We start from the raw sequence: 20,063 nt of genomic DNA, 5'->3' as shown, positions 1-20,063 counted from the left end.
CAACAGAAAAAGGACATGACCTGATGAGTCGAGATACCGGCGATAACCTGGACCGCAACCCCAGTGGCAACCTGCCGATGGCATCGGTTCTGGATGCCTACCTGAGCCGCCGTAGCGTGATGCGCGGTGGCCTGGGCGCCGCGATCGCCATGATCGCCGGCACCGGCCTCACCGGCTGTTTCGACAGCGACGGTTCCAGCGACGACGGCCCCTCCACCGAGCCACCCGCCGAGCCGAAACTGGCTCTCGGCTTCCAGTCGATTGCCGGCTCGCGTACCGATGCCTGCGTGGTAGCTGCCGGTTACAGCGCCTACGTGCTGGCCCCCTGGGGAACGCCGTTCAACAGCGCCGGTGGCACTTGGCAGGCCGACGGCAGCAATACCCCCGAGGAACAAGCCAACTCGGCCGGCATGCATCACGACGGCATGCATTTCTTCCCCATCAATGGCAGCTCGGATGACGGCCTGCTGGCCGTGAACTATGAGTACATCGATGCCAACGCCCTGCACCCTGATGGCCCGACCCTGGACGCCAACGGCAAGCGCCCGGTCGATGAGGTGCGCAAGGAAATCAACGCCCACGGCGCCGGGGTGGTACGTATCCGCAAGGTCAATGGCCGCTGGCAGGTGGTCGACAACGACCCGCTCAACCGCCGCTACACCACCGCCACGCTGATGGATATCGCTGGCCCGTTGCGTGGCACCGACCACGTCAAGACCAAGTTCTCCATCGACGGTACCCAGACCCGCGGCACCAACAACAACTGCGGCAATGGCTACACGCCCTGGGGCACCTACCTGACCTGCGAGGAGAACTGGCCAGGCATCTTCGTCAACACCGGTACCCTGCCCGCCGACCAGGAGCGCATCGGCGTCAGCACCCGCCGTGGCAACTACCGCTGGGAAACCGCAGCCGGCGACGCCAGCGAGGTCGACGATGAATTCGCCCGTTTCACTATCACCCCGGTGGGCACGACCGCCCTCGACGACTACCGCAACGAGGCCAGCACCTATGGCTACATCGTCGAGATCGACCCCTACACCGCCAACAGCCGCGCGGTGAAACGCACGGCTCTCGGGCGTTTCCGCCACGAGGGTTGCTGGCCGACGCTGCCGGTGGTCGGTAAGCCGGTGGTGTTCTACAGTGGCGATGACTCGCGGGGCGAATACCTGTACAAGTTCGTCTCCGACGCGGTGTGGGACGCTGCCGATGCCAACCCGAGCGACCGCCTGGCCACCGGCGCCAAGTACATGGACAGCGGCACCCTGTACGTCGCCCGTTTCGATGCCGACGGCACCGGTGCGTGGATCCCGCTGGTAGCGGCTACCCCCACCACCGATGGCAGCACCCTGGGCGCCAAGTTCAGCGACCTGCCGGGGATCATTCTCAACACGCGGGGCGCGGCCGATGCCGTCGGCGCAACGCCGATGGATCGCCCGGAGTGGACCGCCGTCAACCCGCTCAATGGCGACGTCTACCTGACCCTGACCAATAACAGCAACCGCTCCGCCAGCGAAGTGGATGCCGCCAACCCGCGCGGCCCGAACCGCCACGGTCACGTGATCCGCTGGCACGACAGTGACGATCAGCTCAGCTTCGCCTGGGATATCTTCGTGTTCGGCGCCAACGCCTCGGGCACGCCCGATATCAACCGTTCCGGCCTGACCGAACTCAATCAGTTCGCCAGCCCGGATGGCATGAGCTTCGACAGCCGCGGGATTCTCTGGATCCAGACCGACAATGGCGAAGAGAGTGTGACCAGCTACACCAACGACCAGATGCTGGCGGTAATCCCCAGCAACCTGGTCGATGCCAGCGGCAAGCAGGTCCCGGTCAACGCTCAGAATCAGGTGGATCTGCGCCGCTTCTTCGTTGGCCCCAACGGCAGCGAAGTGACCGGCATCGCCTTCACGCCGGACAACAAGACCATCTTCGTCAACATCCAGCACCCGGGTAACTGGCCATCCACCGACGTCGCCACGGACGAAACGCCAGCCGGCACCAGCGTCCGCCCACGCGCCTCCACGGTGGTGATCCAGCGCAACGACGGCGGCGAAATCGGCGTCTGACCCGCCCACGCGGCACGGGGTCATCTCGTGCCGTATCTCTTCGCCTGGATCGAGCACCGCGACATCCAGGCCCCTCTTTCCGTGTATGCCCACGCTCGACACCGGCTGCCAATGCACCCTGTGCGTAGCCTGCGATTGATGGCGACCGCATGCCCATCCGCTGGATGAGCATGATCGCATCGCCCGCAAGCGGGCGCCCTACACAAGTAGGCGACTTGCGCTACAAAGCGAACGGCAAGGGTTCGCGGCTGATCACCTGCACCCGCTGCACCGGCACCTGCGCATGCCAGCGCACCACCCCCTGAGCCTGCACCTGAAACTGGCTGCTGATCAGCCGGTCATCCTGCTCGAACTCTAGCTGCAGCATGAAATCACCGCTGTTGAGCAGCAGGCCCTCACTGAGGCGCTCGAACGTCGGGTCGTCCACGGCGCCCAATGCCTCGCGCAAGGCGCCTACATCGCGGTAACCGTTGGCTGGTCGGCCGGTGATGATACGGGTCAGCAGCGAACGGGCGAACTCGCCCTCGTAGAGCGCATCGAGCAGGGGCAAATGCTCCAGGCTCAGGGCATTGGCATTCAAGCGCCAACCCGATGTCTGCGGCAGCGCACAGAGTTGCGGATAACGCAATTGTCGACCAGGTTGCGGCGTGAGCAGCAGGTTCAGTTCACTCATGTCCACCATGGGCTGATCGGCAGCGAGCCGAGGCGGCCTCTGGCGCAGGTACTGGTCGCTTTCGGCACCGTGCAGGCGGCTCTGGCCGTCGCTGTCGATCCAGTCAGCCAGCGCATGCACCAGTTGTTCGGCGGCCAGGTCGTCACCAAGCAGGTATTGCAACTGGCGCTCGGCCCGTTCGGCCTCCTGCCCGGCCAGCGCATTGACGTTGAAGCAGCTGTGCAGATCACGGATGCGCAGGGTCGCCGCACCGCCGGCGAAGTCGTAACGCAACGGCTGCCCACGCAGGGCTTGCCAGAACAGCGGGCTCTGCCGCCAGGCAGGATCCCTGAGTGCCTGTTCGGCGAACGCCAGGCCGGCGACCTCCATGGCTCGCGCCTGGATTCGCTGCTGTTGCAGGCGCACCGCATCGACCTGCTGTCGTCCTTGCTGCACCATCCACGCCAGCCCACCGGCGAGCATGGCCAAGGCCACCAGCACCATCAATAACGCTGCGCCGCGCTGCTGCCTGCCGCCCATCGCTCACCCCTCGAACCAAGAGCCGACAGTCAACAGGCTGAATGTTGCAGAGAGGTGGCAGCCGCCTCTTTTCGTCATCGACGCGTCACCGTAGCGTCACAAAGCCCAGGCAGATTAGCCCTTCAATTTCATCGCGTTGGAGAGTTTTCATGGGCGGCATCGGTATCTGGCAACTGGTCATCGTGCTGTTGATCGTGTTTCTGTTGTTCGGCAGCAAACGCCTCAAGACGCTGGGTGGCGATCTCGGTGAAACCATTCAGGGTTTCCGCAAATCCATGGCCAGCAACAAAGAAGCGGACGAGCCGCCGGCACAGGTCCAGCAGCAGGCACCGCTGTCGGGAACCACCCAGCAGCCCCACACCCACACGGATCGCCAGGCCTGATGTTCGAAATAGGCTTCACCGAACTGCTGCTGGTGAGCGTGGTGGCGCTGCTGGTGCTCGGCCCGGAACGCCTGCCGGTCGCAGCCCGCACCCTGGGGCGCGGCCTTGGCCAGGCAAAACGGGCGATGGGCATGCTGCGTGATCAGGTAGAACGTGAACTCGATGCCCAGGCCGTGAGCAAGGAACTGGACGCCGCGCCGTTGCGGCAACTGGAGCAGGAACTGCGTCGCGGCATCAACCTGCAGGGGCCACAACCAGCCGTAGGCAAATCGGAGGGCAGCGCATGAGCAGCATGCCATTGACGGCGCACCTGGGCGAACTGCGCAAGCGGCTGGTGCGTTGCCTGCTGGTGATTGCGCTGGCCTTCCTCGGCCTGTTCCCCTTCGCGCAGACCCTTTACACACTGATATCCGAACCGCTGCGCCGCTACCTGCCCGAAGGCGCGAGCATGATCGCAACCAGCGTGACCTCGCCTTTCCTGGCGCCATTCAAGCTGACCATGATGGTCGCCGTGTTCCTTTGCATGCCGGTACTGCTGCATCAGGCGTGGGGGTTCGTGGCACCGGGGCTGTATCGCCGCGAACGGCGCATCGCGGTGCCCCTGCTGGTCTCGAGCATCCTGCTGTTCTATGCCGGCATGGCCTTCGCGTTCTTCGCGGTGTTCCCGATGATGTTCGGCTTCTTTGCCAGCGTCACGCCGGATGGCGTGGAGATGATGACCGATATCGCCCTGTATCTGGACTTCATCCTCGCCCTGTTTCTGGCATTCGGGCTGGCCTTCGAAATTCCCGTGGCCACCTTCATCATCGTCTGGGCCGGGCTGACGGATGTCGACACGCTGCGCCGCAGCCGACCCTACGTGATCGTCGGCTGCTTCGTGGTCGGCATGCTGCTGACCCCGCCAGACGTATTCTCGCAAACCATGCTGGCGGTGCCGATGTGGCTGCTGTTCGAAGTCGGCCTGCTCGCCTGCGGCAGCATCCAGCGCCGGCCGGAGCGGGAAAGCCGGCAGGAACTGGCAGTCACAGAATGAGGCTCGAGGCGGACGCCTCGAGCGCGGGAAAGAAGGAAGAGACGGGTCTAGCGATGGCCTGCTGGCAGGCAACAGACCGGGTCAGAACTGCAGATCGGAAAGACGCCATACATCGAAGGCAGGCGTTTCGTAGGGATGGCTCTGCTTGAGGGCCTTGACCGCGTTGTGGATCGACTCGTCGGCCACCACCAGCTCGACCTTCCATTCGGCGACCGTTTCCAGAGCGCCGCTCTGGCCGAGAAATGGCTGGCTCCCCTCCAGGGGGAGAAACTGGCCGCGTCCCAGGGTCTGCCAGCAGCACTGCTCATACTCACCGACACACCCGCCGCCCGCTGCGAATACCGCCGACTTCACGCTTTGCAGATGACTCTCCGGAACGTAGAAACACAATTTGTACATCAACCACTCCGCCGCAAGTCGCTGAAAAGCAGGACTAATCATGCCATAGTACAGCGGCTCTTAGCCTGGTCAGGGCGTGATAAAGGCATCACATCCAGCACCTTTGACCTGACCATGGCGCACGCCGTTCACAGGGGCATAGGCAACATTCAGCGCGAAGCGAACGGCGGCTGACTCCGCCGCAGGGTGTGGTCGGCAAGCGTATGGCGGGCCGAGCGACCTATCTCAAAGACGCAAGGCCTGGCCCGCCTCTGCGCCGGGCGGAGGCGACTGGACGCCGACGCGCAGCGCAATCAGCAACGCCGCGAGCAGCATCAGAATGCCGCCGGCGACGAATACGCCCGCTATGCCGCTGAGGCTAAACATCGCGCCCCCTGCTGCGGCACCTACGGCAATCGAGGACTGCACCGACGCCACCACCATTCCCCCTGCGCTTTCGGCCTGATCAGGCACCGAGCGTGCCACCCAGTTCGACCAGGCGACCGGTACACCGCCAAAGGCCATGCCCCAGAATGCGACCAGCAACGCCTGCCCCGTTACGGTAGCCGGCAGTAGCACCAGTGCCAACGCCGCCACTCCGACCAGGGCGGGCATCAGTGCCAACGTCCCGCGCAGGCTGCGTTGCATCAGCCAACCGGCCAGCAGCGTGCCGGCGAAGTTCGCCACGCCGAACCCCAGCAGCATCAGCGCCAACCCGTCCGTGGCCATGTCCGTGGTGCTTTCCAGAAAGGGGCGGATATAGGTGAACAGGGCGAAATGGCCGGTGTGGGCGAGTACACAACCGAACATGCCGATGGCGATGCCGGGACGCAGCAGCACATCCAGTACCGTCCTCAGCCGAACCGTGCTGCGCGGTGCCATCCGTGGCAGCGTGAACCACTGGAACACCAGAGTGACCCCGCCAATGGCGGCAGCCGCCATAAACGCACTGCGCCAGCCATACAGTCCGCCGAGGTAGCTACCAAGGGGCACGGAGACGACCGTACCGACCGCGATGCCGCTGAAAATGATCGACAGCGCACGCGGCAGCAGCGCTGCCGGCACGAGGCGCATCGCCACGGCCGCAGCCATGCTCCAGAAGCCCCCCAGCGCAATGCCCAGCAGGACACGCATCGCCAGCAGCACCACCATGCTGGACGACAAGGCTACCAGCAGGTTGGAGGCGATCATCAGCAGGGAAAACCCCAGCAGAATCACCCGCCGGTCAAGCCCGCGCGTCAGGCCCGGCACCAGCAACCCGGCAAACAGCGCCACGACCGCCGTTACGGTCACCGCCTGTCCCGCCAGCGCTTCCGATACCCCCAGATCGGCGGCCATCGGCGTCAGCAGACTGGCCGGCAGGTATTCGGCCGTCAACAACCCGAACACTCCCATCGCCAGCGAAAACACGGCCATCCAGGCAGGCGACGCCGGGGCTCTATCGGCGGCGCCATCGGGCGACGCATCACACACACAATTACTCATCGGACAACATCCTGAGAAACGATCGAGAGCGGAGTCTAGGCTCGACAACCAGGATGATCTATGATGATGCGTCTTTATTCCTTGATCGAAACTCCTGAAGTGGACACGCCAAACCAATTCGCCCTCTCCTCCGACCTCATCAGCGAACTGCTGACCGGCATGCGCCTGCGCGGCGTCCAGTACCGTCGTATCCAGACCGGATCGGTGTTCGGCCTGAACTTCGACGCCAAACCGGGCCACGCGTACTTCCATTTCCTTGCCGTGGGTAACGTAGTCCTGCGCACCGGCGATGGCGCCTTGCACGAACTGTCGGCCGGCAACGCCGTCTTCATTCCCCAGGGCGGCGCGCATCAGCTTCTCTCCAGCCCGACCGTTGCCGCCCGGGACATCGGCAGCATCGAGGCCGCTCCTCTGGGCGATACGGTCTGCGCCGTCGATATCTGCCCCAGTACCAGCAGCATCCCCAGCGCCATCCTGTTCTACGGCTGCATGGAGTTCGATCTGGGGGGCATGCAGGGCCTGGAAAAACTGATGCCGGGCCTCATCGTGATCGATGCCAAGGGCAGGCGTTACCCTGGACTGATACCGATCCTCGCCGCCATGAAAGGCGAGATCTGCTCCAAACGCATCGGCTTCGCCGGTATCCTGGCCCGCCTCGCCGACGTGGTGGCGGCCATGATCGTGCGTGATTGGATCGAATCGGGTTGCGACAACGCCTCGGGCCTTGTCGCCGCATTGCGCGATCCCCGGCTGGCGCGTGCCATCCTGGCCCTGCACCGGCAGCCGGGCCGCGACTGGACCGTGGCGGAGTTGGCCGCGCAATGCCACACCTCCCGTTCCGTCTTCGCAGAGCGCTTTCAGAGCACGATCGGCACGCCGCCACTGCGTTATGCCACGGAACTGCGGATGCGCCTGGCCAGCCAGTGGTTGACCCAGGACAGGCTGCCGATAGAAGCCGTGGCGCAACGCCTCGGGTATACATCCCAGGCCGCCTTCAGCCGCGCTTTCAAACGCATCACCGGCCTGCCACCCGGCGCCAGCCGGCATGGCGTCGCACCGGGGGTCGCCTCGTGAACGGCGCGCTTCACAGGCGCGATCAATCCATCAGATAGCGCCCCTTCACCATGCGCTCGACCAAGTCGGGCGTTTCTCCGTCCGCACTGAAACGACCCTCTCCCTGATGGTGGATCAGCCGCTTTTCCTGGCACGCGGTGTCGATCAAGATACGCTGTACGTGCAGCACGAACAGGTTGTAGCGTCGTGACCCGCCATCGTCGGCGACGCGGCATTCCAGGTTGGCCCAGCATTCGCGCAGCCATGGCGCCCCCACCGTTCCCGCTGGCGCCGGCGGGCCAAAAAAATGGCCGGGAGCCACTTTTGGACGTCGCTGGCGACGGCCCGCAGGGTGACCGCCAGGGATGGCAGGCCAAAAAAACGCCAGGATCGACCTGGCGCTTTTTTGTGGGAGTCGAGCGGCAGACGATGTCTGCGCGAAATCAATCCACCCAGACGCGCGCATTGCGGAACATGCGCAGCCAGCCGCCGTCTTCCTGCCACTCGTCCGGGCGCCAGGAGTTCTGCACGGCGCGGAACACCCGCTCCGGGTGCGGCATCATGATGGTCACGCGGCCGTCACGGCTGGTCAGGCCGGTGATCCCGCGCGGCGAGCCGTTGGGGTTGGCCGGATAGGTCTCGGTGACCTTGCCGTGGTTGTCGACGAAACGCAGCGCGATGGTGCCGGACAGGTCGGCCTCCAGCAGCGCCTCCTCGCTTTCGAACTCGGCATGCCCCTCGCCATGGGCGATGGCGATCGGCAGCCGCGAACCGGCCATGCCGCGCAGGAAGATCGACGCCGACTCCTGCACCTGGACCATGGCCACGCGGGCCTCGAACTGCTCGGAGCGGTTGCGCACGAAGTGCGGCCAGAACTCACTGCCCGGGATCAGCTCGTGCAGGTTGGAAAGCATCTGGCAACCGTTGCACACGCCGAGGGTGAAGCTGTCCTTGCGCTCGAAGAAGCCCTGGAAGGCATCGCGGGCACGGGCGTTGAACAGCGCCGACTTGGCCCAGCCCTCGCCGGCGCCGAGCACGTCGCCGTAGGAGAAGCCCCCGCAGGCGACCAGGCCCTTGAAGGCATCGAGGTCGACACGCCCGGCGAGGATATCGCTCATGTGCACATCCACCGCTGTAAAGCCGGCGCGGTCGAATGCCGCAGCCATTTCCACCTGACCGTTGACGCCCTGCTCACGCAGCACGGCGACCTGCGGACGCACACCCTTCTTGATATAAGGCGCAGCGATGTCGTCGTTGACGTCGAAGCCAAGCTTGACGCCCAGGCCGGGGTTGTCTTCTTCGAGCAGCGCATCGAATTCCTGATCGGCACAGTCGACGTTGTCACGCAGGCGCTGGATGCGATGGCTGGTCTCGGCCCACTGGCGCTGCAGCAGACGGCGCTGGCCGCTGAACACCGACTGGTCGTTGTAGCTGATGGCCACGTCACCGTTGTTGACCGGCTGGCCGATCACCGCGACGCAGTCGCCGAGGCCGGCGGCGCTGAACTGTGCCAGCACGTCCGGGGTGGCGTCCTGGCGAACCTGGATCAGTGCGCCCAGCTCTTCGTTGAACAGGAAGGCGGCCAGTTCCTCGCGGCTCTCGACCAAACCGTCGAGCTGCAGGTTCAGGCCGCAATGCCCGGCGAAGGCCATTTCCAGCGCGCTGACCAGCAGGCCGCCGTCGGAGCGGTCGTGGTAGGCCAGCAGGTGACCATCGGCATTCAGGCCCTGGATCACCGCGAAGAACGCCTTGAGGTCTTCGGCATCGTCGACGTCCGGCGCCTGGCGGCCCAGCTGGCCGTACACCTGGGCGAGGATCGAGGCGCCCATGCGGTGCTGGCCACGGCCCAGGTCGATCAGCACCAGATCGGTCTCGCCCTTGTCCATGCGCAGCTCGGGCGTCAGGGTCTGGCGCACGTCGGCGACCGGTGCGAAACCGGTGACGATCAGCGACAGCGGCGAGGTGACGCTCTTCTCGATGCCCTCCTCGCTCCACCTGGTCTTCATCGACATCGAGTCCTTGCCCACCGGAATGGTCAGGCCCAGCTCGGGGCACAACTGCATGCCGACGGCTTTCACCGTGTCGTACAGGCGCGCGTCTTCGCCCGGGTGACCCGCGGCGGACATCCAGTTGGCCGACAGTTTGATGTCGGACAGTTTCTCGATGCGCGAAGCGGCGATGTTGGTCAGGGTCTCGCCGATCGCCATGCGCCCGGACGCCGGGGCATCGAGCAGGGCCAGCGGGGTGCGCTCGCCCATCGCCATGGCCTCGCCGGTATAGACGTCGAAGCTGGTGGCGGTGACGGCGACGTCGGCCACCGGCACCTGCCACGGGCCGACCATCTGATCGCGGGCGACCAGGCCGGTGATGGTGCGGTCGCCGATGGTGATCAAAAAGCTCTTGCTGGCCACGGCCGGGTGGCGCAGTACGCGCTCGGCGGCTTCGCCGATGTCCAGGGTGCTCGGGTCGAAGTCATCGCCCAGCTCGGCTTCACGGGTCACCGAACGGTGCATGCGCGGCGGCTTGCCGAGCAGCACTTCGAGCGGCATGTCCACCGGAGTGTTGCCGAAATGGCTGTCGGTCACGGTCAGTTGCGGCGCTTCGGTGGCTTCACCGACCACCGCGAACGGGCAGCGCTCACGCTCGCAGATGGCCTGGAAACGCTCGAAATCGACGGCGCTGACGGCCAGCACGTAGCGCTCCTGGGACTCGTTGCTCCAGATCTCGTGCGGGGCCATGCCCGGCTCGTCGTTGGGCACGTTGCGCAGCTCGAAGCGGCCACCGCGGCCACCGTCGTTGACCAGTTCCGGGAAGGCGTTGGAGATGCCACCGGCGCCGACGTCATGGATGAAGGCGATGGGGTTCTGGTCGCCCAGTTGCCAGCAGCGGTCGATGACCTCCTGGCAGCGGCGTTCCATTTCCGGGTTCTCGCGCTGTACCGAGGCGAAATCCAGGTCGGCCGAACTGGCACCGGTGGCCACCGACGAAGCGGCACCGCCACCCAGGCCGATCAGCATGGCCGGGCCACCGAGCACGATCAGCTTGGCGCCAACGGTGATCTCGGCCTTCTGCACGTGATCTTCACGGATGTTGCCCATGCCACCGGCGAGCATGATCGGCTTGTGATAACCGCGCACTTCGTCGCCATGGGGGGTGCTGATCGACTGTTCGAAGGTACGGAAGTAGCCAGTCAGCGCCGGACGACCGAATTCGTTGTTGAACGCGGCGCCACCCAGTGGGCCCTCGATCATGATGTCCAGCGGCGTGACGATGCGCTCGGGCTTGCCGTAAGCCTGTTCCCAGGGCTGCTCGAAGCCGGGGATATTCAGGTTGGAAACGGTGAAGCCGGTCAGCCCGGCTTTCGGCTTGGCGCCGCGGCCGGTGGCGCCCTCGTCGCGGATCTCGCCGCCGGAGCCAGTGGAAGCCCCCGAGAACGGCGAGATGGCGGTCGGGTGGTTGTGGGTCTCCACCTTCATCAGGATGTGCACCGGCTCCTGCACCGCGCCGTACTGACGGGTTTCAGGATTGGGAAAGAAACGCCCGGCGCTGTGGCCTTTGATCACCGAGGCGTTGTCCTTATAAGCGGACAGCACGTTTTCGCTGTGCATCTGGTAGGTGTTCTTGATCATGCCGAACAGGGATTTCTCCTGGCTTTCGCCGTCGATGTCCCAGCTGGCATTGAAGATCTTGTGACGGCAGTGCTCGGAGTTGGCCTGGGCGAACATCATCAGTTCGATGTCGTGCGGATTGCGCTTCAGGCCCTGGAAGGCGCTGACCAGGTAATCGATCTCGTCTTCGGCCAGGGCCAGGCCCAGGTCGCTATTGGCCTTGTCCAGCGCGGCGCGGCCACCACCGAGGATATCCACGGCGGTCAGCGGTTTGGGCTCGGCCTGGCTGAACAGCCTGGCGGCGTCCTCCAGGTTGTTCAGCACCAGTTGGGTCATGCGGTCATGCAGGATGGCGGCCGCCTGCTGCACGTCGGCCTCGCTCAGTTCCCCCGACAGGTAATAGGCGATGCCCCGCTCCAGGCGGCGAATCCTGCCGAGGCCGCAGTTGCGGGCGATGTCGCTGGCCTTGCTCGACCAGGGCGAAATGGTGCCGAAACGCGGGATGGTCAGCAGCAGACGACCGCTGGGCTCCTGCACCGGCACACTCGGGCCGTACTTGAGCAAACGGGCCAGCACCTGCTCCTCGTCGGCACGGAGCGCACCGTCGACATCGGCAAAGTGTGCGAACTCGGCGTAAAGGCCGGTCACCGCAGGAACCTTGCCGGTCAGTTGCTCGAGCAATTTACCGTGACGAAAAGCAGAAAGGGCGGGAGCGCCGCGCAGGATCAACATCGGGGACAGCCTCTGGGAAGGGGGTGTACTTTGAGGCCGCACATTCTAGCCTAAAGCGTCGTTGGCGGCACACCCGCTCGCGCCTCGCGGCAACGCAAACGCCGCCGCCTAGCAGAGCGCAGCGGCGCTGTCCAGATATGGTACGGCACGGCGTTGGCGTATACTGCGCCGATGCCCTCCCCCCACCTGATTGGCAAGCGCTACGCCGGCTGGCTCTCGGCGATCGGATTACTCCTGATGCTCGGTGGCTGCACGGAACCTCCCAGCAGCCTCGAGCAAATCAAGGAGGAAGGCGTGCTGCGTGTGATAACCCGCAACAGCCCGGCCACCTACTTCCAGGATCGCAACGGCGAAACCGGCTTCGAATACGAGCTGGTCAAGCGCTTCGCCGATGACCTCGACGTCGAACTGGAAATCCAGACCGCCGACAACCTCGACGAGCTGTTCTCCCGCCTTGGCCAACCCAACGGCCCGGTGCTGGCCGCCGCGGGCCTGGTGGAAAGCCGGGGCCGCCAGCAAAGCGCACGCTTCTCCGTCCCCTACCTGGAAGTGACGCCGCAGATCGTCTACCGCAACGGCCAGCGCCGCCCGAGCCGCCCTGCGGATCTGCTCGGCAAGCGCATTCTGGTGCTCAAGGGCAGCAGCCATGCCGAGCAACTGGCCGCGCTGAAGGTCGAGGAACCGGACCTGCAGTACGAGGAATCGGCCGATGTGGAAGTGGTCGATCTGCTGCGCATGGTCGATGAAGGGCAGATCGACCTGACCCTGGTCGACTCCAACGAACTGGCGATGAACCAGGTGTATTTCCCCAACGTGCGCGTCGGCTTCGACCTCGGCGACTCGCGCAACCTGAGCTGGGCCGTGGCCCCGGGTGAAGACACCAGCCTGCTCGATCAGGTCGACGGTTTCCTGCGGCGCTCCCAGGACAACGGCAGCCTGCAGCGCCTGAAGGAGCGCTACTACGGCCATGTCGACGTCCTCGGCTATGTCGGCGCCTACACCTTCGCCCAGCATCTGCAGCAGCGCCTGCCGCGCTACGAAAAGCATTTCCGCAAGGCCGCCCAGGCCAATGGGCTGGACTGGCGGATGCTCGCTGCCGTCGGCTATCAGGAGTCGCTCTGGCAGCCCGGCGCCACCTCCAAGACCGGCGTGCGCGGCCTGATGATGCTGACCTTGCGCACGGCCCAGGCGATGGGCGTGTCCGATCGCCTCAACCCACAGCAGAGCATCCTCGGCGGTGCCAAGTACCTGGTGCACGTCAAGGAACAACTGCCCGAGAGCATTCAGGAGCCGGATCGCACCTGGTTCGCCCTGGCCTCCTACAACATCGGCGGCGGGCACCTGGAAGACGCCCGCAAGCTGACCGAAGCCGAAGGCCTGAATCCCGACAGGTGGCTGGACGTGCAGAAGATCCTGCCGCGCCTGTCGCAGAAGCAGTGGTACAGCAAGACCCGCTACGGCTATGCCCGCGGTGGCGAGCCCGTGCACTTCGTGCGCAACATCCGCCGCTACTACGACATCCTCACCTGGGTAACCCAGCCGCAACTCGAAGGCAGCCAGGTGGCAGAAAGCGGCCTGCACGTGCCCGGCGTTGCCAGGGATCACCCCGAACAGCAGGACAAGACGCCGCTTTAAGCGTCCCGACCTGAAGGGATAGCGTGCGCGCCCCGTCGGCTGCCGGATTCGATCGCCAGGATCTGTTGACGTTGCCTAACGGCCGCGCCGAAACGTCAACAGCCCGAACACGCGATTCCCACAGCGGAGCGATCATCAGAACCGGATCAGTCCCCTGCCCGGCAGGGCGATCCACTGATCAACGCGCGACCGGCGCCGACGGCTGATCCTCCGCGATCGCTGTGCGTACGTCCCCTGCCAAGCTGAAATCGAAGGCCTCCTGCACATCCAGCTTTTTCGGTAGCACCCCATGGCGATGGAAGAAGTCAGCGGCCTTCTGCAGGCTGGTGGCGACCTCCTCGTCCAGCGCTGCAGGCTGGATGTGCGCTTCCTGCACCCAGCGACGGGCGACGTTCTGGGGGATGTCGAGGTCTGCGGACAACGCCTCGGCCATTTGCTGTGGATGGGCGAGCGCCCACTGCTGAGCCTTGGCAAGGCGTACCAGCAGATCACCGATGGCAGCCTTCTTGTCGGCATCGGCCAGTGCCTTGTCGCTGGCCAGGGCATAGGAATAGCCACTCATGATGCCGCGCCCGTCGGCGATCACCCGTGCATCATCGATGAGGATGGCGTTGGAGGTATAGGGTTCCCAGGGCACCCAGGCATCCACCGAGCCACGTACCAGCGCGGCACGGCCATCGACCGGGCCGAGGAACGAGAACGTCACGTCCTTGTCGGTCAGGCCGTTGTTTTCCAGCAGGCCAAGGGCCAGAAAATGCCCCCAGCCGCCGCGGTTGACGGCGATCCGCTTGCCCTTGAGGTCCGCCACGCTGCGCGCCGTCGAATCCTTGGGTACGACCAGCGCCACGGTCGCGGCGTTGTAGCGCCAGGCCCCGACCGCCTTCAACGGGGCGCCGGCGGCACGCACGAACAGGAACGGAATATCGCCGGTGAAGCCAACGTCCAGGGCATTGGCATTCAGCGCCTCGAGCACCGGTGCACCGGCTGCGAACGGCGTCAGCTCGACCTTGTAAGCGAGGTTCTTCAGCTCGCCCGAGGCACGCAGCGAGGCGTAGCGATCACCCTTCACGTCGCCGAGACGCAGGGTGACGGGCTCGGCAGCCTGCAACAGGCTGCTGAACGACAGGGCGGCGAGAGCCGCAGTGACGGTTAAACGAAAGGGGGACATGCGATGGACTCCAATGGCGATTACACGGCGACGGGTGATCTCTGAAACGTCGACAAGGGTTGGCCAGCGTGCGCATCACGGCCTCAGCACCGGCGCTGACACGCTGCCGACCGGTAACCCGCTCGAAGCCCATGCGGCCGTCCCCATGCCGATGATTGCGAGGCTCATGCGGCGATTCGTGGCACGCGATCACACCTGAACCAAGGTGCTGCAAATGCCTCGTTATAATTCAAACGTCTTTAAACGTGGTTGCTTATAAAAGCTATACAGCTGGAAGTAGAAAATGAAATTCATTTTAGGAATATCCTAATATGCGAAATCTTCAAGCATCATATCCGCACCGATGCCTTCACGGCGGCCCCATTGCAGACGATGACAACGGACCCGTCCCTGAACCACGGGTGAGCCGTCACGCGCGAGAAAGCGGCCGATGAAGCGCACCTGAAATTACTCAATACGCATATTAGCTTATGCATAAATTGAATTTTTATAATCAATACCGGATTGCTACCTTAGGCTTCAAATCGTTACGGATCACCCGCCATGAGTCACTCCCCAGCCTCACAACGCCTGAACGTATTCGTTTCCGGCTTCTCGGCTCTGCTGGGCCAGGAGCCTGACGAAGGCACCCTGATCGAGCAAGGCGGCGAGTTGCTGCAGCGACTGGTCAGCCATGACGACTGGCTGCCGGACGAACTCGCGCAGCCCAGCGACGAACGCTATCAGCAATACCTGCTGCACCTCGACCCCGCACGGCGCTTCTCGGTGGTCAGCTTCGTCTGGGGCCCCGGGCAACGTACGCCGGTGCACGACCACCGTGTCTGGGGGCTGATCGGCATGCTGCGTGGCGCCGAGCATTCCCAGGGGTTCAGCCGCCAGGCCGACGGTAGCCTGCACGCCGATGGCGACCCCGTGCGCCTCCAGCCCGGCCAGGTGGAGGCGGTATCGCCGCGCATCGGCGACATCCATCAAGTCAGCAATGCCTTCGATGACCGCGTATCGATCAGCATCCACGTCTACGGTGCCGATATCGGCGCATTGCACCGCGCCGTGTACCGCGAGGACGGCAGCGAAAAACTGTTCATCTCCGGCTACTCCACACCGCCCTCCATTGCCCAACGGCAGCCTGCCCAACACGAGTCCTGACCCATGAGCCAAATCGTCACCCGCTCTTTCGCCGACCTGCGCAGTGCCCTGCTGCAACAGCAGGAAGTCGCCCTCATCGATGTACGCGAAGAAGCCCCCTTCGCCGAAGAGCACCCGCTGTTCGCCGCCAACATTCCGCTGTCCAGGCTCGAGTTGGAAATCTATGCACGGGTGCCGCGCCGCAACACCGCGATTACCGTCTATGACGATGGCGAAGGCCTGGCCCAGCTGGCTGCCGAGCGCCTGCTGCACCTTGGTTACCTCGACGTGGCCCTGCTGGAGGGCCAACTGGCCGGCTGGCGCAAGGCAGGTGGCGAGCTGTTCCGCGACGTCAACGTCCCCAGCAAGGCGTTCGGCGAACTGGTGGAAAGCCAGCGCCACACGCCGTCGCTGGCCGCCGAGGAGGTTCAGGCCCTGCTCGACGCCAATGCCGATGTGGTGGTGCTCGATGCGCGCCGCTTCGACGAGTACCAGACCATGAGCATCCCCACCGGGATCAGCGTACCGGGGGCCGAACTGGTGCTGCGAGCCCGGGAACTGGCGCCGGATCCGTCCACGCAGATCATCGTCAACTGCGCCGGGCGCACGCGCAGCATCATCGGCACCCAATCGCTGGTCAACGCCGGCGTGCCCAACCCGGTCGCCGCACTGCGCAACGGCACCATCGGCTGGACCCTCGCCGGCCAGCGCCTGGAAAACGGCCAGAGCCGCCGCTTCGGCGAGGTCAGCGCGGGCAACCGTGAACAGGCCGCGCGATCGGCCCGCGCCGTGGCCGACAAGGCCGGCGTCGGCCGCGCCACGCTCGAGCAGTTGAACGCGTGGCGGGCCCAGCCAGCACGCACCACCTACCTGTTCGACGTGCGCGCGCCGGAAGAATACCAAGCCGGCCACCTGCCCGGCTCACGCTCCACTCCCGGCGGCCAGCTGGTCCAGGAAACCGATCACTTCGCCAGTGTGCGCGGCGCCCGCATCGTGCTCGCCGATGACGACGGCGTGCGCGCCAACATGAGCGCCTCCTGGCTGGCCCAGCTGGGCTGGGATGTGCACGTACTGGACGGCCTGCAGCCGGAGGCGTTCAGCGAGAGCGGAGGCTGGTCCGCCCCCCTGCCCGACCTGCCCCAGGCCGAGGAAATCAGCCCACAGACCCTGCAAAGCTGGCTGGCGGCAGGCGACACCCTGGTGATCGACTTCACCACCAGTGCCAACCACGTCAAACGCCACATCGCCGGCGCCCACTGGGCCATCCGCGCACAACTGCCACAGGCCCTGGAAAACCTGCCAGTGGCCGAGCGTTACGTACTCACCTGTGGCAGCAGCCTGCTGGCGCGTTTCGCGGTCGGCGAGCTGCAGGCGCTGACCGGCAAGCCGGTGTTCCTGCTCGCCGGTGGCAACGCCGCCTGGTTCGCCGCCGGCCTGCCCGACGAATCCGGCGAACGGCACCTGGCCGTTCCGCGCAGCGACCGCTACCGGCGTCCCTACGAGGGCACCGACAACCCTCGCGAAGCGATGCAGAGCTACCTGGACTGGGAGTTCGGCCTGGTCGAGCAACTGGGCCGCGATGGTACCCACGGGTTCCGGGTGATCTAACCCTGCCCATGTAAAGAGGCCGGAGCGCCGACGCCGCGGTGGGCGCTACCACCGCATCGCCAGCACCAGGCACGCCGACTACCGGCTATTCCAGGGGCGCCAAGCGCTCGCGGCTATTGCTGAGGTGCGTCCACATGGCCGCCCGGGCAGCATCGGGATCCTTGCGACGTATAGCGCTGAGCAGGGCCTCGTGCTCGAGGTTGGCCAGGTAGCCATGCGACACCATGCTGCTGCCGGCACGTTCACTGCTGGCAATGCGGGTACGCGGGATGATGGCACTGCCCAGGTGCTGCATGATTTCCATGAAATACGGGTTACCCGTGGCCTCGGCGATGAGCAGGTGAAAGCGTTTGTCGGCCTCGACGCAGCTGTCGTCCTTGGCCAGCAGATCCTGATAGTCGTCCAGCGCCTGACGCATCGCCGCCAATTGCTCGTCGCTGCGGCGCAAGGCCGCCAGAGCCACGGCCTGGGTCTCCAGACCCATACGCAGCTCGATGATGTCGCGCACCCGCGACACGGTTTCCACCTTCAGCCGCAGACCGCTGCGCTCCTGGCGCTCCAGCACGAAGGTACCCCGCCCCTGGTAGGTCTCCACCAACCCCGACGCCTGCAGCTTGGAAATCGCCTCACGCACTACCGTGCGGCTGACGCCGTGCTCACGAACGATTTCATTCTCGGATGGCAATTTATGCCCCGGGGCAATCTTGCCCAACAGAATGCGCTGACTGAGCTCGGTGACCAGATCGCTGGCCAGGCTGTGCTGTCGACGCTTCGGCGCAGCGGTGGCATTGTCCTGCATGACGACGCTCCAGTCTCAGGTTGTATTTTTCCGCCAGGCCGAGGAGCCGAACACGCCGATTCACCTCGCTGCAGGGGGCAGACATGGGCCCGATACTAGCACTGGGACGCGGCTGCCCAGGCATCCAGCATTGCGACGATACTTGTTCATCTTGTCAGACAAGTTATGAGAAAATCCATCAAGCCCTCTTCATGAACACGCCCCGAGGGAATTGTCAGATAAATCTTAAAATCCATTAAAAAGCAAAAAATCCCGCAATAATTATGGATAACCCCATTAAAATCCAAAAAAACACCACTGTCCGCATAGGCGATACTTAAAAACCTCACTTGCCGAACGAACGATAGCTTGTATGATGACAGACAAAGCAGACGACGATCTGCTCTAACCCGCATAAAAACAATGAGTGGGAGAGCCTCAAGTGAGCACATCCAAGATCGGGATGAACGGTGATACGGATCCCGTCCTGCAATCGGCGATATCCAAGGTCAAACGCCACGTACTGCCGCTGTTCGTCATCATGTTCATCGTCAATTACATTGATCGGGTGAACATCGGTTTCGTGCGCTCGCACATGGAAACCGACCTGGGCATCGGTGCAGCCGCCTATGGCTTTGGCGCCGGCCTGTTCTTCATCGGCTATGCACTGTTCGAAGTGCCCTCCAACATCCTCCTGCAGAAAGTCGGCGCCCGCCTGTGGCTGACCCGCATCATGCTGACCTGGGGCATCATCGCCTCGTGCATGGCCTTCATTCAGAACGAAACCCACTTCTACATCCTGCGCTTCCTGCTGGGCGTGGCCGAAGCCGGCTTCTTTCCCGGGGTGATCTACTACTTCACCCGCTGGCTGCCTGGTGTGGAACGTGGCAAGGCGATCGCCATCTTCCTCAGTGGCTCGGCCATCGCCTCGCTGATCTCCGGCCCGCTGTCCGGCCTGCTGCTGCAAATCGACGGCCTGGGCATGAAGGGCTGGCAGTGGATGTACTTCATCGAGGGCATGTTCTCCGTGCTGCTGTGCTTCTTCGTCTGGTTCTGGCTCGACTCCAGGCCACACGACGCCAAATGGCTGAGCCGCGCCGAGCAGGACGCCCTGGTCGAGGCCATCGATGCCGAGCAGCAAGCCCGCGAAGCGGCCACACCGATCAAGCCCTCCCTCGTGCAATTGCTCAAGGACAGCCAGATCGCGCTGTTCTGCCTGATCTACTTCCTCATCCAGCTGACCATCTACGCGGCTACTTTCTGGCTGCCGAGCATCATCAAGAAGATGGGCAACCTCAGCGACATCGAAGTCGGTCTGTTCAACTCCATTCCATGGCTGCTGTCGATCGTCGGCATGTACGCCTTCGCCAGCCTGGCCGGCAAGTGGAAGCGCCAGCAGGCCTGGGTAGCCATCGCCCTGCTGGTGGCTGCCGCCGGCATGTTCATGTCCACCACCGGCGGCCCGATCTTCGCCTTCGTCGCCATCTGCTTCGCAGCCCTGGGTTTCAAATCGGCATCCTCGCTGTTCTGGCCGATCCCCCAGGCGTACCTGGACGCCCGTATAGCGGCCGCAGTGATCGCCCTGATCAACTCGGTGGGCAACCTCGGCGGTTTCGTCGCCCCCACCACCTTTGGCTTTCTGGAAGAAACCACAGGCTCGATCCAGGGCGGCCTGTATGGCCTGACCGTCACCTCGATCATCGCTGCAGTGATCGTCTTCGCCGCCCGCAACCAACCCAAACCCGGCGCGACGCCAGTCGCAGAAGTCAAGGTAGCGAACAACCACCCGGCAACCTGAACAGCCCCCGGAGAAAGG

16 protein-coding genes are annotated in these 20,063 nt (G+C 64.4%); 9 read left to right on the top strand and 7 right to left on the bottom strand.

Annotated features, from left to right (window positions below):
* Positions 1 to 23 precede the first annotated feature (23 nt).
* The gene (locus BLR94_RS11730; RefSeq protein WP_084304932.1) at positions 24 to 2,069 is read left to right on the top strand and encodes a PhoX family protein; all 2,046 of its coding nucleotides are present in this window, start codon (positions 24 to 26) and stop codon (positions 2,067 to 2,069) included.
* Positions 2,070 to 2,289: 220 nt separating this feature from the next.
* Here BLR94_RS11730 and gspK read toward each other — a convergent pair whose 3' ends face one another.
* Positions 2,290 to 3,261, bottom strand: coding sequence for a type II secretion system minor pseudopilin GspK (gene gspK, locus BLR94_RS11725; RefSeq protein WP_084304931.1), 972 nt, complete (start codon positions 3,259 to 3,261; stop codon positions 2,290 to 2,292).
* Positions 3,262 to 3,410: 149 nt separating this feature from the next.
* Between gspK and tatA the strand changes: the two genes are divergently transcribed.
* Genes tatA through tatC form a run of 3 tightly spaced genes read left to right on the top strand, consistent with a single transcriptional unit; the run spans position 3,411 to position 4,677 of the window.
* A complete protein-coding gene (tatA, locus tag BLR94_RS11720) occupies positions 3,411 to 3,644 on the top strand; it encodes a twin-arginine translocase TatA/TatE family subunit (protein ID WP_084304930.1) in 234 nt (77 codons plus the stop codon).
* Positions 3,644 to 3,931 carry a Sec-independent protein translocase protein TatB gene (gene tatB, locus BLR94_RS11715; protein WP_084304929.1) on the top strand — a complete coding sequence of 96 codons (288 nt, stop codon included), beginning with the start codon at positions 3,644 to 3,646 and terminating at the stop codon, positions 3,929 to 3,931. Before tatA ends, tatB begins: the two co-directional genes overlap by 1 nt.
* Positions 3,928 to 4,677, top strand: coding sequence for a twin-arginine translocase subunit TatC (gene tatC / locus BLR94_RS11710; protein ID WP_084304928.1), 750 nt, complete (start codon positions 3,928 to 3,930; stop codon positions 4,675 to 4,677). Before tatB ends, tatC begins: the two co-directional genes overlap by 4 nt.
* Before the next feature lie 81 nt (positions 4,678 to 4,758).
* Here the strand turns inward: tatC and BLR94_RS11705 are convergent, their stop codons facing one another.
* Positions 4,759 to 5,076 carry a YqfO family protein gene (locus tag BLR94_RS11705; protein ID WP_084304927.1) on the bottom strand — a complete coding sequence of 106 codons (318 nt, stop codon included), beginning with the start codon at positions 5,074 to 5,076 and terminating at the stop codon, positions 4,759 to 4,761.
* A gap of 225 nt (positions 5,077 to 5,301) precedes the next feature.
* Positions 5,302 to 6,540 (bottom strand): MFS transporter, encoded by a 1,239-nt coding sequence (locus BLR94_RS11700; protein ID WP_084304926.1) that lies wholly within the window; start codon positions 6,538 to 6,540, stop codon positions 5,302 to 5,304.
* Positions 6,541 to 6,603: 63 nt separating this feature from the next.
* Between BLR94_RS11700 and BLR94_RS11695 the strand changes: the two genes are divergently transcribed.
* Entirely contained in the window at positions 6,604 to 7,614 is a 1,011-nt protein-coding gene (locus BLR94_RS11695; protein ID WP_084304985.1) for an AraC family transcriptional regulator, read from the top strand.
* 22 nt (positions 7,615 to 7,636) lie between these two features.
* Here BLR94_RS11695 and BLR94_RS28250 read toward each other — a convergent pair whose 3' ends face one another.
* A complete protein-coding gene (locus BLR94_RS28250) occupies positions 7,637 to 7,870 on the bottom strand; it encodes a flavin reductase (protein WP_208601343.1) in 234 nt (77 codons plus the stop codon).
* Positions 7,871 to 8,036: 166 nt separating this feature from the next.
* The gene (gene purL / locus BLR94_RS11685) at positions 8,037 to 11,933 is read right to left on the bottom strand and encodes a phosphoribosylformylglycinamidine synthase (protein ID WP_084304925.1); all 3,897 of its coding nucleotides are present in this window, start codon (positions 11,931 to 11,933) and stop codon (positions 8,037 to 8,039) included.
* A 171-nt stretch (positions 11,934 to 12,104) separates the two neighbouring features.
* Between purL and mltF the strand changes: the two genes are divergently transcribed.
* Complete coding sequence (mltF, locus tag BLR94_RS11680; protein WP_084304924.1) at positions 12,105 to 13,568, top strand: membrane-bound lytic murein transglycosylase MltF; 1,464 nt, start codon at positions 12,105 to 12,107, stop codon at positions 13,566 to 13,568.
* Between the two features lie 178 nt (positions 13,569 to 13,746).
* On the opposite strand, the gene BLR94_RS11675 is transcribed toward mltF, so the two are convergent.
* Positions 13,747 to 14,736: an ABC transporter substrate-binding protein gene (locus BLR94_RS11675; protein WP_084304923.1), complete on the bottom strand. Its 990-nt coding sequence runs from the start codon at positions 14,734 to 14,736 to the stop codon at positions 13,747 to 13,749.
* 543 nt (positions 14,737 to 15,279) lie between these two features.
* On the opposite strand from BLR94_RS11675, the gene BLR94_RS11670 reads away from it, so the two are divergent.
* A complete protein-coding gene (locus BLR94_RS11670) occupies positions 15,280 to 15,882 on the top strand; it encodes a cysteine dioxygenase family protein (protein WP_084304922.1) in 603 nt (200 codons plus the stop codon).
* Between the two features lie 3 nt (positions 15,883 to 15,885).
* Positions 15,886 to 17,469 carry a rhodanese-related sulfurtransferase gene (locus BLR94_RS11665; RefSeq protein WP_084304921.1) on the top strand — a complete coding sequence of 528 codons (1,584 nt, stop codon included), beginning with the start codon at positions 15,886 to 15,888 and terminating at the stop codon, positions 17,467 to 17,469.
* An 85-nt stretch (positions 17,470 to 17,554) separates the two neighbouring features.
* Here BLR94_RS11665 and BLR94_RS11660 read toward each other — a convergent pair whose 3' ends face one another.
* Positions 17,555 to 18,268 (bottom strand): FadR/GntR family transcriptional regulator, encoded by a 714-nt coding sequence (locus BLR94_RS11660; protein ID WP_084304920.1) that lies wholly within the window; start codon positions 18,266 to 18,268, stop codon positions 17,555 to 17,557.
* Positions 18,269 to 18,710: 442 nt separating this feature from the next.
* Between BLR94_RS11660 and BLR94_RS11655 the strand changes: the two genes are divergently transcribed.
* The gene (locus tag BLR94_RS11655; protein ID WP_084304919.1) at positions 18,711 to 20,045 is read left to right on the top strand and encodes an MFS transporter; all 1,335 of its coding nucleotides are present in this window, start codon (positions 18,711 to 18,713) and stop codon (positions 20,043 to 20,045) included.
* Positions 20,046 to 20,063 lie beyond the last annotated feature (18 nt).

Origin of the sequence: Phytopseudomonas flavescens, assembly GCF_900100535.1 — a bacterium.
GTDB classification, from domain to species: domain Bacteria; phylum Pseudomonadota; class Gammaproteobacteria; order Pseudomonadales; family Pseudomonadaceae; genus Aquipseudomonas; species Aquipseudomonas flavescens.
Note: the sequence above shows the minus strand (reverse complement) of the source record. Positions and strands in the feature narration are given on the sequence as shown.

Bases quoted from the DNA above. Each gene is read 5' to 3' on its own strand.
- BLR94_RS11655 (WP_084304919.1), top strand. From the start codon at position 18,711: ATGAACGGTGATACGGATCCCGTCCTGCAATCGGCGATATCCAAGGTC.
- mltF (WP_084304924.1), top strand. From the start codon at position 12,105: ATGCCCTCCCCCCACCTGATTGGCAAGCGCTACGCCGGCTGGCTCTCG.
- BLR94_RS11665 (WP_084304921.1), top strand. From the start codon at position 15,886: ATGAGCCAAATCGTCACCCGCTCTTTCGCCGACCTGCGCAGTGCCCTG.
- BLR94_RS11670 (WP_084304922.1), top strand. From the start codon at position 15,280: ATGAGTCACTCCCCAGCCTCACAACGCCTGAACGTATTCGTTTCCGGC.
- gspK (WP_084304931.1), bottom strand. From the start codon at position 3,261: ATGGGCGGCAGGCAGCAGCGCGGCGCAGCGTTATTGATGGTGCTGGTG.
- BLR94_RS11705 (WP_084304927.1), bottom strand. From the start codon at position 5,076: ATGTACAAATTGTGTTTCTACGTTCCGGAGAGTCATCTGCAAAGCGTG.
- tatA (WP_084304930.1), top strand. From the start codon at position 3,411: ATGGGCGGCATCGGTATCTGGCAACTGGTCATCGTGCTGTTGATCGTG.
- BLR94_RS11730 (WP_084304932.1), top strand. From the start codon at position 24: ATGAGTCGAGATACCGGCGATAACCTGGACCGCAACCCCAGTGGCAAC.
- BLR94_RS11675 (WP_084304923.1), bottom strand. From the start codon at position 14,736: ATGTCCCCCTTTCGTTTAACCGTCACTGCGGCTCTCGCCGCCCTGTCG.
- BLR94_RS11660 (WP_084304920.1), bottom strand. From the start codon at position 18,268: ATGCAGGACAATGCCACCGCTGCGCCGAAGCGTCGACAGCACAGCCTG.
- purL (WP_084304925.1), bottom strand. From the start codon at position 11,933: ATGTTGATCCTGCGCGGCGCTCCCGCCCTTTCTGCTTTTCGTCACGGT.
- tatB (WP_084304929.1), top strand. From the start codon at position 3,644: ATGTTCGAAATAGGCTTCACCGAACTGCTGCTGGTGAGCGTGGTGGCG.
- BLR94_RS11700 (WP_084304926.1), bottom strand. From the start codon at position 6,540: ATGAGTAATTGTGTGTGTGATGCGTCGCCCGATGGCGCCGCCGATAGA.
- tatC (WP_084304928.1), top strand. From the start codon at position 3,928: ATGAGCAGCATGCCATTGACGGCGCACCTGGGCGAACTGCGCAAGCGG.
- BLR94_RS11695 (WP_084304985.1), top strand. From the start codon at position 6,604: ATGATGCGTCTTTATTCCTTGATCGAAACTCCTGAAGTGGACACGCCA.